This is a genomic window from Micromonospora maritima, from assembly GCF_902825405.1.
Lineage (GTDB): Bacteria > Actinomycetota > Actinomycetes > Mycobacteriales > Micromonosporaceae > Micromonospora > Micromonospora maritima.
The window spans coordinates 1-14,265 of the sequence record NZ_CADEAU010000020.1; the positions used below are offsets into that span (position 1 = coordinate 1).

Here is a 14,265-nt window from a genome sequence, read left to right on the forward strand (position 1 = left end):
CCCGGGCCACCGCCGCCCGGGTGGCCGAGCTGGCGCCGTCCGTCGCGGCCGTGGTCAGCTCGCCGCTGTCCCGGTGCGTGGCCACCGCCGAGGCGGTCGCCGACCGGGTCGGCGACCCACCGGTGCGCACCGACGACGACCTGATCGAGTGCGACTTCGGGATCTGGGAGGGGCGCACGTTCGCCGAGGTGCGTCAGGGCTGGCCGGGCGAACTCGACGCGTGGCTCGCCTCGACCCGGGTCGCCCCGCCGCAGGGCGAGTCGTTCACCGCCGTCGCCGAGCGGACCGGGCGGGCGGTGGACCGGCTGCGGTCGGCGTACCCGGGGGAGACCGTGGTGGTCGTCTCCCACGTCTCGCCGATCAAGCTGGTGCTGCGCGACGCCCTCGCCGCCGGCGACGCGTTCCTGCACCGGCTCTACCTGGACACGGCGGGCGTCTCGGTGCTCGACCTGTACCCGGACGGCGGCGTCGCGGTCCGTCTGGTCAACGACACCGCCCATCTCGCGAACCTCTGAGCCCCGGGCGGCCGTTCGGCGCACGCCGACGGCCGCTCGGCGCATCGGCGTCGGTCTGTCGAACGTGACCGCGCTCACAGGGTCGTAGCCTCCGGCCGTCACATGGCCCGCTACGACTTCCCGGAGGGTGTCACATGGCTGCACCGGAACCGGAGGCGCTGGACACGGCGCGATCCAGGGCGAAGGACAAGAGTCCCTGGAACTGGTTGCTCTTCATCCCGATCGTGGTGCCGCTCATCCCGGCCTTCTTCAACGCCGACTCGCCCCGGCTGTTCGGCTTCCCGCGTTTCTACTGGCTGCAACTGGTCTGGATCCTGCTGGGCGTCGGCACCACCACGCTGGTCTACCAGATGACCAAGAAGAAGCGGGGTGAGCACTGATGTGGCGCGACCACCTCACCGAGATCATCGTCTTCACGCTGCTGTTCCTGCTGGTCAGCGCCATGGGGTTCGTGGCGGCCCGGTGGCGGCGACCGCAGGACATGGCCCACCTCGACGAGTGGGGCCTGGGCGGGCGCAGCTTCGGCGGCTGGATCACCTGGTTCCTGGTCGGCGGTGACCTCTACACCGCGTACACGTTCGTGGCGGTGCCGGCGCTGATCTTCGGGGCGGGCGCGGCCGGCTTCTTCGCCGTGCCGTACACGATCGTGATCTACCCGCTGGTGTTCCTGGTGCTGTGCCGGCTCTGGTCGGTGTCGCACCGGCACGGCTTCGTCACCCCGGCCGACTTCGTCCGCAACCGGTTCGGCTCGCCGATCCTGGCGCTGCTGGTCGCGATCACCGGCATCGTCGCCACCATGCCGTACATCGCGCTGCAACTGGTCGGCATCGAGGCGGTGCTCAAGACCATGGGCGTCACCGGCGACAGCGCGCTGGCCCGGCACCTGCCGATCATCATCGCGTTCGCCATCCTGGCCGCCTACACCTACCAGTCGGGGCTGCGCGCGCCGGCGCTGATCGCGTTCGTCAAGGACTCGCTGATCTACGTGGTGATCCTGGTGGCGGTCGTCTACCTGCCGTACAAGCTGGGCGGCTGGGGCAGCATCTTCGACGCCGCGGACGCCAAGTTCCAGGGCACGGCCAACAATCCCAACGACGGCATCCTGCTGAACGCCAACAACCAGCTCCAGTACGTGACGCTGGCGTTCGGCTCGGCGCTGGCGCTCTTCCTCTACCCGCACAGCATCACCGGCGTGCTGGCCAGCCGGAACCGCGACGTGATCAAGCGGAACATGTCGGCGCTGCCGGCGTACAGCCTGCTGCTCGGGCTGATCGCGCTGCTCGGCTACATGGCCATCGCGGCGAACGTGAAGCCGCTGCCGGGCGCGAAGGAGGGCAGCGTCGACGGCAACACGGTGGTGCCGCTGCTGTTCGACCAGCAGTTCCCGGACTGGTTCGCCGGCGTGGCCTACGCGGCCATCGGCATCGGCGCGCTGGTGCCGGCGGCGATCATGTCGATCGCGGCGGCGAACCTGTTCACCCGCAACATCTACAAGGAATACCTGAAGCGGGACGCGACGCCGGCCCAGGAGGCCAACGTCTCGAAGATCACCTCGCTGGTGGTGAAGGTCGGCGCGGTGGCCTGCATCGTCTTCCTCGACCCGCAGTTCTCCATCGACCTCCAGCTCATCGGCGGCGTGATCATCCTCCAGACGCTGCCGGCGGTGGCGCTGGGCCTCTACACCCGCTGGTTCCACCGGGGCGCGCTGATCGCCGGCTGGGTGGCCGGCATGGGCCTGGGCATGTGGATGCTCTACCAGATCGGCAACCCGGCGACCGGCAAGAAGCACTTCGCCGGCTCGGCCTTCCCGCTGTCCGAGTTCGGCTTCGACACCAAGAAGACGATCTACGTCGGGATCGTGGCGGTGCTGGTGAACCTGGTGGTGGCCGCGCTCGGCACGCTGGTGCTGCGGGCCGCGAAGGTGGCGGACGGGCCGGACGGCACCACGCCCGACGACTACTTCGCCGACGAGGGCGACCCCCGGGTTTCCACCTCCGCCGACAGCGCCGACTCCGCGCGGGAGCCGGTCGCGTGAAAGGAGGGGCCCCCTCTTAACGCATTCTGCAGCGGAGGGGGCCCCTTTTAACAACCGCCTCAGCGGCGGCGGTTGCGCGCGTCGAGCGCCTCGTTGAGCCGGTGCAGCAGCTCCGCCAGGGTGTCCCGGTCCGTCTCGGACCAGGAGGCCAGCATCTCGCCGTAGAGCCGCGTGCGGGCGGCCTGCACGGCCGCCATCCGCTGGAGCCCGGCCGCCGTCGCGGAGATCACCGTGCCCCGCCCGTCGGCCGGGTCGGGGGTACGCGCGATCAGGCCGTCGCGCTGGAGGGCGGAGACCTGCCGGGTGACCGTGGACCCGTCCAGGTTGAGCCGGGCGGCCAGCGCCGAGACGTTCTGCGGCCCGGCCACGTCGAGGTGCCGCAGGATCACGTACGCGGCCCGGTCGAGCAGCCGGTGCTCCATGGTGCCGGTGCCGCGCCGGGTGGCCTCGCCCAGCCGCATCAGCAGGGCGACCTCGGTCTCGATCCGGCCGAGTGTGACTTCCTTCGCGTGGTCGTCGTCGCTCATAGCTGTATGATACAAGAAAATTACCTGTATGATACAGCTATCTGGGAGGTTGCGGAGTGGATCGCCGATCCGAGCCCAACCGCAGTGCCATCTACGCCACCACGCTCGTGGCGTTCCTCGCCATCGCCGGCATCGCCGTGGTGGACCCGATCCTGCCCGCCATCGGCGAGGCGATCGGCGTCACCGCCTGGCAGGTCGAGCTGCTCTTCACCGCGTACATCGCGGTCATGGCCGTCGGCATGATCCCGGCCACCCTGGCCAGCGGGCGCTTCGGCTTCAAGCCGGTGCTGGTCACCGGCGTCTCGGTGGTCGGCCTGGCCGCCATCGGAGCCTCGTTCAGCAACGACATCGTCCAGCTCTCCGTGCTGCGCGGCGTCTGGGGCCTGGGCAACGCGATGTTCTTCGCCACCGCCATGGTGGTGCTGGTCAACCTCGCCAACGACCGGGAGTGGGTGGTGGGCCTCTTCGAGACCGCGCTCGGCCTGGGCTTCGCCGTCGGCCCGCTCATCGGCGGCCTGCTCGGCGAGGTGAGCTGGCGGCTGCCGTTCTTCGTCTGCGGCGTGTTCATGGTCCTCGCGCTCGGCGTCGCCTCCCGCAAGCTCCGCGAACCCGCGAACAAGCAGGCCCCGGTACGCGTGGGCCAGATCTTCGCCACCTACCGCCGGCCGGCGTTCATCACGCTCTGCGTGGTCACCGCCGCCTACAACTTCGTCTTCTTCGTGGTGCTCGGCTACACGCCGCTGTTCCTGCGCCTCGACGTCATCCCGCTGGGCCTGGCGTTCACCGGCTGGGGCCTCGGCCTCGCCGCCGGCATCCTGCTGATCGGGCACCGCCTGGCCCACCGCATCGGCGCGGTGCAGACCGTCGGCGTGGCCATCGTCGGCCTGCTGGTCTGCATGGTCCTGTTCGCCACCAGCACCGGCACCGCCATGTCGCTCGTCGTCCTGGTCGTCGCCGGCCTGTTCATGGGCCTGGCCAACGCCAACCTGACCGACCTGGCGCTCGGCCTCGGCTCCGCCGACCGCCGGATCGCCACCGGCGCGTTCAACCTGGTGCGCTGGGGCGCGGCCGCGCCCGCCCCGATCATCTCCGGCAAGCTGGCCGAGCACGGCCTGGCGCTGCCGTTCTGGGTCGGCTTCGGGGTGCTCGCCGTCGGCGTGCTCGTCTACCTCGGCTTCGGCCACCTGATGGCCGCCGGCTACGGCGAGCGGGTGGTGTGGAACCGGGCCGCCCGCACCGCCGAGCACGCCCCGGAGGAGCCGGTGGGGGAGGCGTACTGACCGATCGTCAGGTCAGCGCCCGCCACAGCAGGTAGAGGCCGATGGTCGCGCCGAACAGCACGATGACCGTCCTCAGCACCACCGCCGGGAGTCGGCGGGCCAGGCGGGCGCCCACGTACCCCCCGACCAGGGTGGCCGGCGCGACCACCGCGACGGCCACCCAGTTCACCGGGCCGAACAGGGCGAACACCACGAGCGTGGTCAGCCCCACCACGGCCGACAGCAGGTTCTTCACCGCCGTCACCCGGGCCAGCGTGGCGTCCAGCACCAGGGCCAGCCCGGCCACCAGCATCACCCCGAGCGCCGCGCCGAAGTAGCCGCCGTACACCGTGCCGACCGCGACCATGACCTGCACGGTGACCGTACGGCGGCGCGGGCTCAACTGCGCCGGATGGCCCACCAGCCGGCGCAGCGGGTCCTGGAACGCCAGCACCGCCGTCGCGCCCAGCACCAGGAACGGCACCACCAGCTCGAACGCGCGGGCCGGAGTGGCCAGCAGCAGCACGCAACCGACCACCGTGCCCACCGCCGCGGTCGGCAGCAGCGACCACAGGGCGCGCCCGCGCGGCAGGTCCGCCCGGCTGCCCGCCACACTGGCCAGGTAGCCCGGGAAGACGGACACGGAGTTGGTGACGTTTGCCGGCACCGGCGGCAGGCCGCTCGCGATCAGCGCCGGGAACGTGATCAGCGAGCCGCCGCCGGCGACCGCGTTCACCGTGCCCGCGGCGAGCCCGGCGGCGAGCAGGAGCGCGGCGTCGGAGAGATCCATGATCTCCGAGGCTAGTACGCCCCGGGCGGAACTCAACCTTCCGCTACCCGTCGGCGTTCTCTCCCGTGACGGAGCCTGACGAGGGGAGCGCGCCGTGCGGTGTCACGACCGGGGACCGGCCGATGGATGACGCGGGGTTCCGCGAGTTCGTAGAGGTCCGCTACACCGACCTGCTGCGGACCGCGTACCTCCTGACCGGCAACCGCGACGCCGCCGCGGACCTGGTGCACGAGGCGCTGATCAAGGTGATGCGGCACTGGCGCCGGATGGACGAGCCGATGGCGTACGTCCGCCGCGTGATGGTCAACGAGCGCACCAGCCGGTGGCGGCGGCGCGGTTTGCGTGAGTTGCTCACCTCGACCGTGCCGGACCGCGCCGGCCCGGACAGCACCGACCGGGTGGCGGTACGCGACGAACTGCTCACCGCGCTGGACCGGCTACCGGTCCGGATGCGCACGGTGCTGGTCCTGCGCTACTGGGAGGACCTGCCGGAAGCGGAGGTCGCGGCCGTCATGGGATGCGCGGTGGGCACGGTGAAGAGCCAGGCGGCGCGCGGGTTGGTCCGGCTCCGCGACGTGCTGGACGGGGAGCGGGCCGGGGTGACCGGCGAGATGCTGGGGGAGCGGGCATGAGCGAACGCACCGAGCGCAGTGAAGCCATTCCTCGTCGGTACGGCACGAGCGAGGGCCGTGAGGCCGTGCCGGGCGTGGGCGAACTGCGGGCCGGACTGGCTCGGATCGCCGGTACGGTCGTGGCGGACGTCGACCCGTACGCCTCGGTGCTGCGCCACGCGCGGCGCCGCCGCCGGAACCGGTGGGGGGCCGGCGTCGGCGCGTTCGTCGCCGCCCTGCTCGCCGCCTCCGTGGCCGCGCCGGCCACCGGAGTCGGGGGTCTGCGTACCTGGTTCCGCGATCCCCAGGGCGGCACCGGATATCCGATCACCGACGAGTGGACCCGGCGGCTGCTCGACTCGCCCGCGCGCGGCAGCCTCGCCGGTGACCGGTCGCTGCTCGGCGAGCTGACCCGGACGTTCGACACCGATCGCGACGAAGCCGGCATGAGCGCGACGCTGCCGACCGTGAGGATCCTCTTCGCCGACGACTCCACCGGCGTACGCGTCGTGGTGGCCGCCTACCGCTCAGACCGCGCCGCGGGCCTCGTCGCGAAGACCGCTCCGGTCGGCGCCGACCCGTCGGAACTGGTCCGCGCCGGTGGCCTGGCGAACCTGCCGGTGTCGCCGTTCACCGTGCTCTACGACAGCCTCGACGGCGTCCGCTGGCACCTCGGCCTCGCTCCGGCCGGCTGCGTGGTCTCCACCGCCCCCACCGCGACCGTCGCGCAGAAGAGCCAGGGCCGGCAGAACATCGGCGAGGCCGGCCAGATCCAGCGCGCCTGGCGACCTGCGCCCACACCGGGCTACCTCCTGCTCGGCGAGGAACGCCCGCGCGGCTGGTGGCGGGTCGAGTGCGACGGGAAGATCCGGGAACAGGGACCGGCCGTCCTGCGCGACGGTGAGCTCAGCAGCAAACTGTCCCCGCCCGGCGCGCCGGGCACCGACGAGGTCCGGCAGGCGGAGCAGGCGGCCGTACGTGATCATCTCCTGCTCGCCGCGGCCGCCGGGCTGCCGACCAGCCCGCCCCCGGTCCCTCGCTGGACCGGCCGGCTTCCCGGCGACGGTCAGCCGGCCTCGGTCTCCGGACCAGCCTCCGGCATCGGCCCGGCCGTCCTGCACGTGGGAGCCGGCCAGGACACGCTGCTGGCCACGGCGACGGCCGCGACCGCCCGACCGGACGACACCGGAACCCGCGCCGCCAGCCGCGCCGAGTGGGCGCTGGCCTCAACCGCGGTCACCAGTTCCCGTGACCTCACCGCCGTCCGGGTGCCGGCCTGGTCCGACGGACAGGCGGTGCTCACCGATCGCCTGTTGGTGCTGTCGGAGGCCACGGACGCGGTGCAGGTCAAGCTGATCGGGTCCGAGGACGCCCAGACGACGGCGCCGGTGACGAACGGCTCGGCGGTCGTCAGGCTGCCGTCCGGGGCGGGCCCCCTCACCCTGCTGGTGCTCGACCGGAACGACATGGTCCTCGCCATTCGTGGGGTCGACGGCCTCGCGGCCGCCCCACAGGTCTTCGCCGAGCCGCTCATCTCCGACTGGGGATGAGCACGGGGACGGCCCCGTGGAAATGGCGACGGCGAACGCGTCGTTAGGATGGGGGCGCGACGGACGAGTCGACCGGGCGGTCGCGTCGACGGGCTCCGGCCCGTCGCCGAGGAACGTCCGGACTCCACAGGGCAGGGTGGTTGCTAACGGCAACCCGGGGTGACCCGCGGGACAGTGCCACAGAAAACAGACCGCCGGCCCGTCACGGGACGGTAAGGGTGAAACGGTGGGGTAAGAGCCCACCAGCACCCCGGGTGACCGGGGTGGCTCGGTAAACCCCACCCGGAGCAAGGCCAAGAAAGGGCCGTCACCGCAAGATGACGACCCGCGCAGACGCTTGAGGGCGGCCCGCCCGATGTCTGCGGGTAGGCCGCTGGAGCCTGCCGGCGACGGCAGGCCTAGATGGATGGCCGCCGCCGGCGCGTCCTCGGACGCGCCGGGCACAGAATCCGGCGTACAGGTCGACTCGTCCGTCGCCCACCAGCTCAGAGCTTTGATCAAGGCTCTGAGCTGGTTCTATGTTCGGGTGTCGATGGTCGTCGTTGGTCAACTTTGGCCGGCGTTTGACGCCCTGACGACGCCCTGACGCCCTGGAGACGCCCTGAGCGCCGGCTCAGTTGGCCTCGTCTCGGGTCGGTCTAGCTGTGCCGCCGTGGGCCGTCTCCGGGCTCGTGCTCGATGGTTCCCGCGTGGGGCCGGCGGCTGTGGGGGAGGGTCGGGGACGTCCTGGCGGTGGAGCTGGTGCCGTGACCCGGTGATCCGGTGGCAAGCCAGTCCCGGGGTTGGACTGGCGCGGCAGCCGGAAGCCCCGACGCACGACCAGGCCGACCCGCTGGCTTCCGTGGCGGCCTCGGTGATCCCATTCCTGGATGAGGTGGGATGAGTGCGTGCCGGAGCTGCTGGAGCACCTGGGGGAGATGGGCCTGGTCGGGCTGGTCAAGATTGACGGGGAGCGGGAGCGCAAGCCCTGGACCGTGGTGATCTCGGGTCAGCGGCTCGATGGTGCGTCGATCAGGGTCGACGGCTACAGCCTCGACTACTGCCTGAAGCATGCCGTCGCCGCGCTTCACGAGCGCTTCCCGGACGAACTTGCGCTGAGCTGAGATCCGACCGTGGGGCGGTGTCCCGGCGGCTGTCGGTGGCTCACCGCCCCGGCGCCGTAGGCGGCCGGGGCGGCTTGCCGCCGGCCGGGCTTGCCGCCCCGCACCGCGCGGAGCGCGGTGCCTTGATCATATACAGAGTAATTCGGCAGGACGGGCAGTCTGTCCCAGCTTTCTTTATGTGGGCTGAGCGGAGGATGGCGATTCGCTAATCATTGAGAGTCTTGACGAGCTGGGAGGGGGCTACAGGGCGTCGAGCCCAGCAGGCTGCGCCGACCAAAATGATCCCTAGGACTTGGCTGCCCGTTATTGCTGTAGCCCACGATGCCCCGACTTCACTCGAAGACATCCAGTACGTCGACCAGATGAAAAAGCTGAAAACACATAGCGACATCAATGCTGAGCCAGCGGACATCCCAACTCGATTACGCATCAAGATAATTTGTGCGGCAACGAAAGGAGGAAAAACCCCGAATAGGATAGGCGCCATTGCTGACCTCGTTATAACTGGCACCTCGGGGAACGCTACCTCGGAGCCTGCTACTGAGAAGATGCAGGCTGGAAGCAGGAAAAGTGCTCCAATTATGCCTATACTGAACCGGAGCTTGCGGGCGCCGTACTCAACCGGTGGCAGCGCCGGGGGTGGCACCGGCCTCCGTCGAGCTTTAGGCGGCGCGAGGCTGTCTAGCAGCGAAATGTGGCGAAATTGGTACTGAGGCCCAGTTTGGCGCAGTAACCCGCGCTCTCTACAGAATTCGAGAAAACCGATAAGTCGAAGTGGTAGGGCGCCCTTAAAGGCAAGGAATAGACGAGCGGCTTCGAATCTTCCCCATGGGCTTACGGTGATGACAGTGATGCCACCAAGGAATCCGCTAATGAATCCTGGAGGCCCTGACGTTTCGCCTCCTGCAACCGCAAATACTCCGCCTGCGATTAGGCCAACCATGAGTCCGATGCTAAGCGCAACGGAGCGGGACGCTCGCAGAATTGTGACTGGGTTAGATGGCTTAGCTGTGTCGACTTGCGCAGTCACCGCCTCTACGGAGCCAACTATTATGCCTGCGAAAATGCCGGCGATTGGGCCGACGGCGATAACTTCTGGCTCTCCGATTCCTGCAAATCCGATGAGGCTGATTCCGGTAAGCAGAGCGACCGAGCGGGCGAAAGGCTTCCAGAAGCGCTTAAGCGATACCGACACAATCGAGGGCCGTGTATCACCTCGGCGTAGGAATACTAAACTCGATCCAATGGCGGCGATGACTGAAATTACTGCGAGCGGTAGACTGAAGGTTATCCACAAGAATGCAAATATGAGCGCAATTAGCGCAAGCCATGCTGCGCTGGCGGGTCCTTCTGCCTCTTGGCTGAGATCCCACCATCTGATCTCTTGAGATTCTTGCGTCCTCAGCCATCGTGCTAAGAATGTTAGCCACCGTTGGGCTTGATCTGATGAGTCCCATGTCTTCGAATTCGAGCCGTCAAAGATTGAAGGGATTAGAGCATTGATCAAGTGCCGCTCGATGTCTTCTCTGGTGCGGAATTGAGCGTTTATTAGATTATCGGGATTTCCTGATCCGCGTGCATATGCTTCCCTGGCTAGGCTAACCATTAGAGGGGTTCTTAGCGCTTGAGCAAGACGACCGCGCGGACTTTTTTCAAGGCGACTGAAAACTTTGCTCCAATAGGGGAGGCGAATTGGAGGCGTTACGCGATCAAGATAGCCACGAACCGTCGTAGCAGACAATTCTTCGATCTCGATAACTGCGGCGGCTGTCAGGATTCTACCGCGAGCGATAACTTCCGAATATTCGCCGCGGCGGGATGTTATGACGAGGGGTTGATGGACACCCAATCGGTTGATCGCCTCGATTGCAGCGTTTCGGGAGTGTGGTGCCATCTCGTCAAAACCGTCAAGGATGGGAACGATTTGTCCATCTGAAATCGCGTCTTGAGATATTGTTGAGTCATGCATCACGGGATGGTCCGCTGCTAGACGTTCAGAGAGCCATTCTTGGAACGATTTTTGATTGGGATCCCAGGTTGCTAATGGTGCAATTACCGGCACCGGGCTCTCCTCGGTCCTCCTGTCAAGGAGGTCGAGCAGCAGTCGTGTGGCAAGCACTGTCTTTCCTGCGCCAGCCTCACCAAGAATGACCAACCTTCGGCGATGCAGGATTGTCTCGAAGATTTCTGAGACCTCGGCTAATCTCCCATCGACTGGCACGCGACGATTTATGCCGTCTGTTCGAATGTTCTTCCAGTGGTCACTTATGGGTGGGCCGAGACCATGCCACTGTACGGGTATCGGTTCCGGATCATTTAGGCGACGCAACCGTTCTTCGGCCGACCACTGGGCCTTTACTGACTTGGCAAGTAGGTCTAGCGCCTTGCGTTTGCTATCCTCTTGGGTGTGGGTGTCCGCATTTCTGTTGGTCCAAGGCGTCAAGAAGGTTAATAAAAATGTGGCGAGCGCCAATAGGAGCGCGCCCACGCTTGCCATTTTGTCCGCCTTGTCTAATCCTCCCGATAGTAGAAACCACAGACCAGCTGCCAAGGTGGGTGTGCCCAAAAACAAAACGGCGCGCCGACGGCTCCTGCGTCGTAATCCGAGCATCCTCGGATTGTCCACCATCTCGTAGAAGTCTCACAGGCTTGACAAGTGGCTCTGGCGTGGTGACGAACAGCCGACTGAAGGGTTGACAGGCTGGGTTGGATGAGGGAGAAGGGGCCCAGTGTTTACCCCTGCTTCAACGACCTCGCTTGTGGCTACGCCTATGGTTGTGGGCCGCCCCGTAGGAGTTGCACCCCTGCCGCATGTACGTACACTTCCCGCCGGGTCACGGCCTTCCCGCTTGCGTCTAGTTGGTAGCCCTCTATCCATGCCCAGCCGTTGTAGGCGTCCGGCTGAGCGCGCTTGATGACGCGGAAGAGGATCGGCTGGATGAACTGAGGGCTTGCTGCTCGGGTCAGATGCAGGAGGTCACCGGCCTTCATGCTGCACCTTCCGATCTCGCCATGCGCGTAGGGTCGCGCTTGCCGCTGCCAGGCGGGGGCATCCGTCGTCAGCGCACCTTGAGCAGACGGCCTGATGGTGGAAGTCGATGACGAAGCCAGCCATCAGGACGGGGAACGGAGGCTGTGGCTGATGCTCAGGGATCAGCACGGCTCACCTCTGGTTGAGGCGCTTGAGGACGGTCGACGGACGCAGAGCGCCGGCTCTGGTCATCAACGGCTTCTCGGGAGCGGGAACGGCGGCTCGGCCGATCCACCTCTGTGCCTGGAGAGTGCGCGTGGATGAGACGGGCTCGCCAGCTACGTAGTCGACCGGTTGATCAGGGCGCTGGAACCACTTGAACCTAGTCACGCGTAAAGAGTAAACGACTAGAGCAGGCATGAACTAGGTCTCCATCAAGTTGATACGTGCCTAGTCGACGGATGCCTAGCGTCAGTGTCATGGGCAAGAAGCTGCGGCTGGTGGGTTCGGGCGAGATCCGAACCATGCTCGGCGGCGTCTCCCGACAGCGCGTCTACCAGATCACCAACCGGCGCGACTTCCCTGAGCCCGTAGCCACGCTCCAGATGGGCAACGTCTGGCTTGCCGAGGACGTTGAGGCGTGGATCGCCGCCAGGCGCGGGGACCTGGACTAGCCCGTAGCTGTCCCTTGCGGGCCAGGCTTCGACCCGGGACAACGAGAAACGCCCCGGTCATGATCCCCCGGGGCGCTCGTGTGCAGTGGGTGCTACAGCTCGTCGACGACGAACGCCGACACCAGCTCGGCCATGCTGTCGATGACGGCTTCTGCGGCGGCGAACCGCTCGCGCTTGCCGGGCTTGTTGGCGTACCCGATGGCGGTCACCCCGGCGGCGTGGGCGGCCTCGATGTCGGTCTCCGAGTCGCCGACGAGGACGCATTCCGCCGGCTCGGCGCCCAACTCGCGAACAGCTTCCCGCACCGGGAACGGGTCCGGCTTCATGCGCTCAGGTGCCGCCTCCGGTCGGCCGATGACCGGGTGTACGTAGCTGCTCAGCCGTCGGGCGCTCAGGTAGGCGTGGACGGACTTGGCTGAGTTGTTCGAGACGACGGCGACCCGGCGGCCGGTCTGCTGGGCGGCGACGATGACCTCTCGGCCGTACGGCGTGGGCGTGGCGGTGCGGGCCGCGGTGACTTCCTCGCGGGTCATGGCCTCGTCAACCAGGCGGACGACGGCCGGGCGCCCAAGTGTTGCGGTGAAGCGGAGCACGGCGAGCGGGTCGCGTTCGGCCAGGATCTCGGGCGGCAGGGTCACGCCCTGGTCGACGAGCAGCCGGCGCAGTTCGTGGGCGACGGTCGGCGCGGGACGCTGGGCGAAGATGCTGCACACGGGGCCGTCGAAGTCGAGCAGGATCACTCGGGCGCGGTCGATCACCTTGGCCAGGTCGGCGGCGGTCACGACGCGTACTCGCGGGCGATGGTGCCCCACAGGCTGTCGAACCAGGCGCGGGCCTGCTCGACGTAGAGGGCGTCGTTGCTGGTGTCCTCGTCGCTGGGCGTGAACGGGAAGAGGATCGCGTCCTTGCCCATCGCGTCGTAGATCGCCATCGGCTTGCCGTCTACGGAGACGGTGTGCTCGACGACGGGATAGAAGCCGAAGAAGGCTTCCTGCTCGTTGATGATGAATAGCTTGAACAGGGGTGCCGCGTTGTGGACGCGTACCTCGGTGGTGGCGGTCTTGACCAACCCGAGGTCGGCAAGCTCCTGGACGGCGTCGGTGACGGCGTGGATGGACCGGTCGGTGATCCGGCGGGCTCGCGCACGAATGCCGGGGTCGTCGGCCTGGTCCTCGGCGCGGCAGGGGATCGCCATCGGGGCGGTCATGTCGGAGATCAGCACGCGTACCCGGATGGACTCCGGGGTGAGGCGACCGATGCGGACCTTGTCCAAGGTCTCTTGGATCGCGTTGTACAGCGTCTCTCCCGAGAAGCCGGCGAAGTCGATCGTGACGTTAGTGGCCTCGAAGGCTCTCTCGATGTGCGGCCGTAGTCCTACCGGGCGTTCGGTGTTGGCGCGGACGAAGGTGCCGCTGCCCTGACGGGTCACGATCAGCCGCTCGTCTTGCAGCTTCCGCAAGGCGGCTTTGATCGTCTCGCGGGCGACGCTGAACCGTTCGACGAGGTCGTGTTGCGACGGCAACTTCTCGCCGGGCGCGAACTTCCCTGTCTTGATCTCTGCGCGGAGAGTGGCCGCGATCTGCTGCGACGGTGTGCGCGGGTCGTCTGGGTCAAGAGCCATGGACGGACGGTACCGCTGACTAGCCAGGCTAGGAAAGTTCCCACACTGTCGTTGACATGACTAGCCAAGCCGGCCTACCTTTGATCCACGTCACCTGGCTAGTCAGGATGGTCAGGTGGGATCAGGAGGTTGAGCGATGGCTCTGCGTGGCGGTACGAGGTTCGCCGTGCGTTCTGAGGACGTGTTCCCGGCGGGGTGCGCGTTGGTGCCCGAGTCGATGGGTGAGGTCGAGGACTACGACGAGAAGACGGGCCGGCGTAGCCCCGCGAAGGACAAACTGACCGGCCAACGTGTGTGGCAGGTGCGCGTGATGGACCTGGACCCGGAGCTTGGAAAGCGTTCGCGGGAGACGACGGTGAAGATCTCCGCCGACTACCAGCCGGTCCCGCCGACGGGCGCCCCTTTCGAGGCGGTGGAGTTCGACGGCATGACGGTGACGCCGTACGTGGCGAACAACGGTCGGATGGCGTACTCGCTGCGGGCTACCGGCATGCGTGCCCCGGCGGGTGTGGCCAAGAAGGCGGCGGCGTAGCCGCATCTGGTGGGGGCGGGGCTGTCAGGTCTTGGCGGACGGCAGCCCCGCCCTCTGTCTCTTCCCCCTGCTCTGTC

At 67.5% G+C, this 14,265-nt stretch carries 14 protein-coding genes and 1 other RNA gene; 10 read left to right on the forward strand and 5 right to left on the reverse strand.

Annotated elements, in window-relative coordinates:
• The 3 genes from HUW36_RS04430 to mctP form a co-directional block, all read left to right on the forward strand.
• The coding region (locus HUW36_RS04430) for a histidine phosphatase family protein (RefSeq protein ID WP_174526929.1) at positions 1-515 on the forward strand (515 nt) is incomplete at its 5' end.
• Positions 516-649: 134 nt separating this feature from the next.
• Positions 650-895, forward strand: coding sequence for a DUF3311 domain-containing protein (locus tag HUW36_RS04435; protein WP_174526930.1), 246 nt, complete (start codon positions 650-652; stop codon positions 893-895).
• Positions 895-2,550 (forward strand): monocarboxylate uptake permease MctP, encoded by a 1,656-nt coding sequence (mctP, locus tag HUW36_RS04440; protein ID WP_174526931.1) that lies wholly within the window; start codon positions 895-897, stop codon positions 2,548-2,550. Before HUW36_RS04435 ends, mctP begins: the two co-directional genes overlap by 1 nt.
• Before the next feature lie 59 nt (positions 2,551-2,609).
• On the opposite strand, the gene HUW36_RS04445 is transcribed toward mctP, so the two are convergent.
• A complete protein-coding gene (locus HUW36_RS04445; protein WP_174526932.1) occupies positions 2,610-3,077 on the reverse strand; it encodes a MarR family winged helix-turn-helix transcriptional regulator in 468 nt (155 codons plus the stop codon).
• 56 nt (positions 3,078-3,133) lie between these two features.
• Here HUW36_RS04445 and HUW36_RS04450 point away from each other — a divergent pair, with 56 nt between their 5' ends.
• The gene (locus tag HUW36_RS04450; protein ID WP_174526933.1) at positions 3,134-4,357 is read left to right on the forward strand and encodes an MFS transporter; all 1,224 of its coding nucleotides are present in this window, start codon (positions 3,134-3,136) and stop codon (positions 4,355-4,357) included.
• A 7-nt stretch (positions 4,358-4,364) separates the two neighbouring features.
• Here HUW36_RS04450 and HUW36_RS04455 read toward each other — a convergent pair whose 3' ends face one another.
• On the reverse strand, positions 4,365-5,126 hold the full coding sequence (locus HUW36_RS04455) for a sulfite exporter TauE/SafE family protein (RefSeq protein ID WP_174526934.1): 762 nt from the start codon (positions 5,124-5,126) through the stop codon (positions 4,365-4,367).
• A 122-nt stretch (positions 5,127-5,248) separates the two neighbouring features.
• Between HUW36_RS04455 and HUW36_RS04460 the strand changes: the two genes are divergently transcribed.
• From HUW36_RS04460 to HUW36_RS04475, 4 genes are all read left to right on the forward strand, one after another.
• Positions 5,249-5,758 (forward strand): SigE family RNA polymerase sigma factor, encoded by a 510-nt coding sequence (locus HUW36_RS04460; protein ID WP_174526935.1) that lies wholly within the window; start codon positions 5,249-5,251, stop codon positions 5,756-5,758.
• Positions 5,755-7,287 (forward strand): hypothetical protein, encoded by a 1,533-nt coding sequence (locus HUW36_RS04465; protein WP_174526936.1) that lies wholly within the window; start codon positions 5,755-5,757, stop codon positions 7,285-7,287. Before HUW36_RS04460 ends, HUW36_RS04465 begins: the two co-directional genes overlap by 4 nt.
• A 64-nt stretch (positions 7,288-7,351) precedes the next feature.
• An RNA gene (gene rnpB / locus HUW36_RS04470) (RNase P RNA component class A) lies at positions 7,352-7,760 on the forward strand.
• A gap of 396 nt (positions 7,761-8,156) precedes the next feature.
• The gene (locus tag HUW36_RS04475; RefSeq protein ID WP_174526937.1) at positions 8,157-8,390 is read left to right on the forward strand and encodes a hypothetical protein; all 234 of its coding nucleotides are present in this window, start codon (positions 8,157-8,159) and stop codon (positions 8,388-8,390) included.
• 205 nt (positions 8,391-8,595) lie between these two features.
• Here HUW36_RS04475 and HUW36_RS35080 read toward each other — a convergent pair whose 3' ends face one another.
• A complete protein-coding gene (locus tag HUW36_RS35080) occupies positions 8,596-11,019 on the reverse strand; it encodes an NACHT domain-containing protein (protein ID WP_425487215.1) in 2,424 nt (807 codons plus the stop codon).
• A gap of 821 nt (positions 11,020-11,840) precedes the next feature.
• On the opposite strand from HUW36_RS35080, the gene HUW36_RS04485 reads away from it, so the two are divergent.
• Entirely contained in the window at positions 11,841-12,035 is a 195-nt protein-coding gene (locus HUW36_RS04485; protein ID WP_281575159.1) for a helix-turn-helix transcriptional regulator, read from the forward strand.
• Positions 12,036-12,127: 92 nt separating this feature from the next.
• Here HUW36_RS04485 and HUW36_RS04490 read toward each other — a convergent pair whose 3' ends face one another.
• Positions 12,128-12,817 carry an HAD family hydrolase gene (locus HUW36_RS04490; RefSeq protein WP_174526939.1) on the reverse strand — a complete coding sequence of 230 codons (690 nt, stop codon included), beginning with the start codon at positions 12,815-12,817 and terminating at the stop codon, positions 12,128-12,130.
• Entirely contained in the window at positions 12,814-13,656 is an 843-nt protein-coding gene (locus HUW36_RS04495; protein ID WP_174526940.1) for a GntR family transcriptional regulator, read from the reverse strand. The genes HUW36_RS04490 and HUW36_RS04495 overlap by 4 nt, the downstream gene beginning before the upstream one ends.
• 136 nt (positions 13,657-13,792) lie before the next feature.
• Between HUW36_RS04495 and HUW36_RS04500 the strand changes: the two genes are divergently transcribed.
• The gene (locus tag HUW36_RS04500) at positions 13,793-14,188 is read left to right on the forward strand and encodes a transcriptional regulator (RefSeq protein WP_174526941.1); all 396 of its coding nucleotides are present in this window, start codon (positions 13,793-13,795) and stop codon (positions 14,186-14,188) included.
• Positions 14,189-14,265 lie beyond the last annotated feature (77 nt).

Coding starts and splice junctions, on each gene's coding strand:
- HUW36_RS04475 (WP_174526937.1), top strand. CDS start 8,157: ATGAGGTGGGATGAGTGCGTGCCGGAGCTGCTGGAGCACCTGGGGGAG.
- HUW36_RS04445 (WP_174526932.1), bottom strand. CDS start 3,077: ATGAGCGACGACGACCACGCGAAGGAAGTCACACTCGGCCGGATCGAG.
- HUW36_RS04465 (WP_174526936.1), top strand. CDS start 5,755: ATGAGCGAACGCACCGAGCGCAGTGAAGCCATTCCTCGTCGGTACGGC.
- HUW36_RS04435 (WP_174526930.1), top strand. CDS start 650: ATGGCTGCACCGGAACCGGAGGCGCTGGACACGGCGCGATCCAGGGCG.
- HUW36_RS04485 (WP_281575159.1), top strand. CDS start 11,841: ATGGGCAAGAAGCTGCGGCTGGTGGGTTCGGGCGAGATCCGAACCATG.
- HUW36_RS35080 (WP_425487215.1), bottom strand. CDS start 11,019: ATGGTGGACAATCCGAGGATGCTCGGATTACGACGCAGGAGCCGTCGG.
- mctP (WP_174526931.1), top strand. CDS start 895: ATGTGGCGCGACCACCTCACCGAGATCATCGTCTTCACGCTGCTGTTC.
- HUW36_RS04455 (WP_174526934.1), bottom strand. CDS start 5,126: ATGGATCTCTCCGACGCCGCGCTCCTGCTCGCCGCCGGGCTCGCCGCG.
- HUW36_RS04495 (WP_174526940.1), bottom strand. CDS start 13,656: ATGGCTCTTGACCCAGACGACCCGCGCACACCGTCGCAGCAGATCGCG.
- HUW36_RS04500 (WP_174526941.1), top strand. CDS start 13,793: ATGGCTCTGCGTGGCGGTACGAGGTTCGCCGTGCGTTCTGAGGACGTG.
- HUW36_RS04460 (WP_174526935.1), top strand. CDS start 5,249: ATGGATGACGCGGGGTTCCGCGAGTTCGTAGAGGTCCGCTACACCGAC.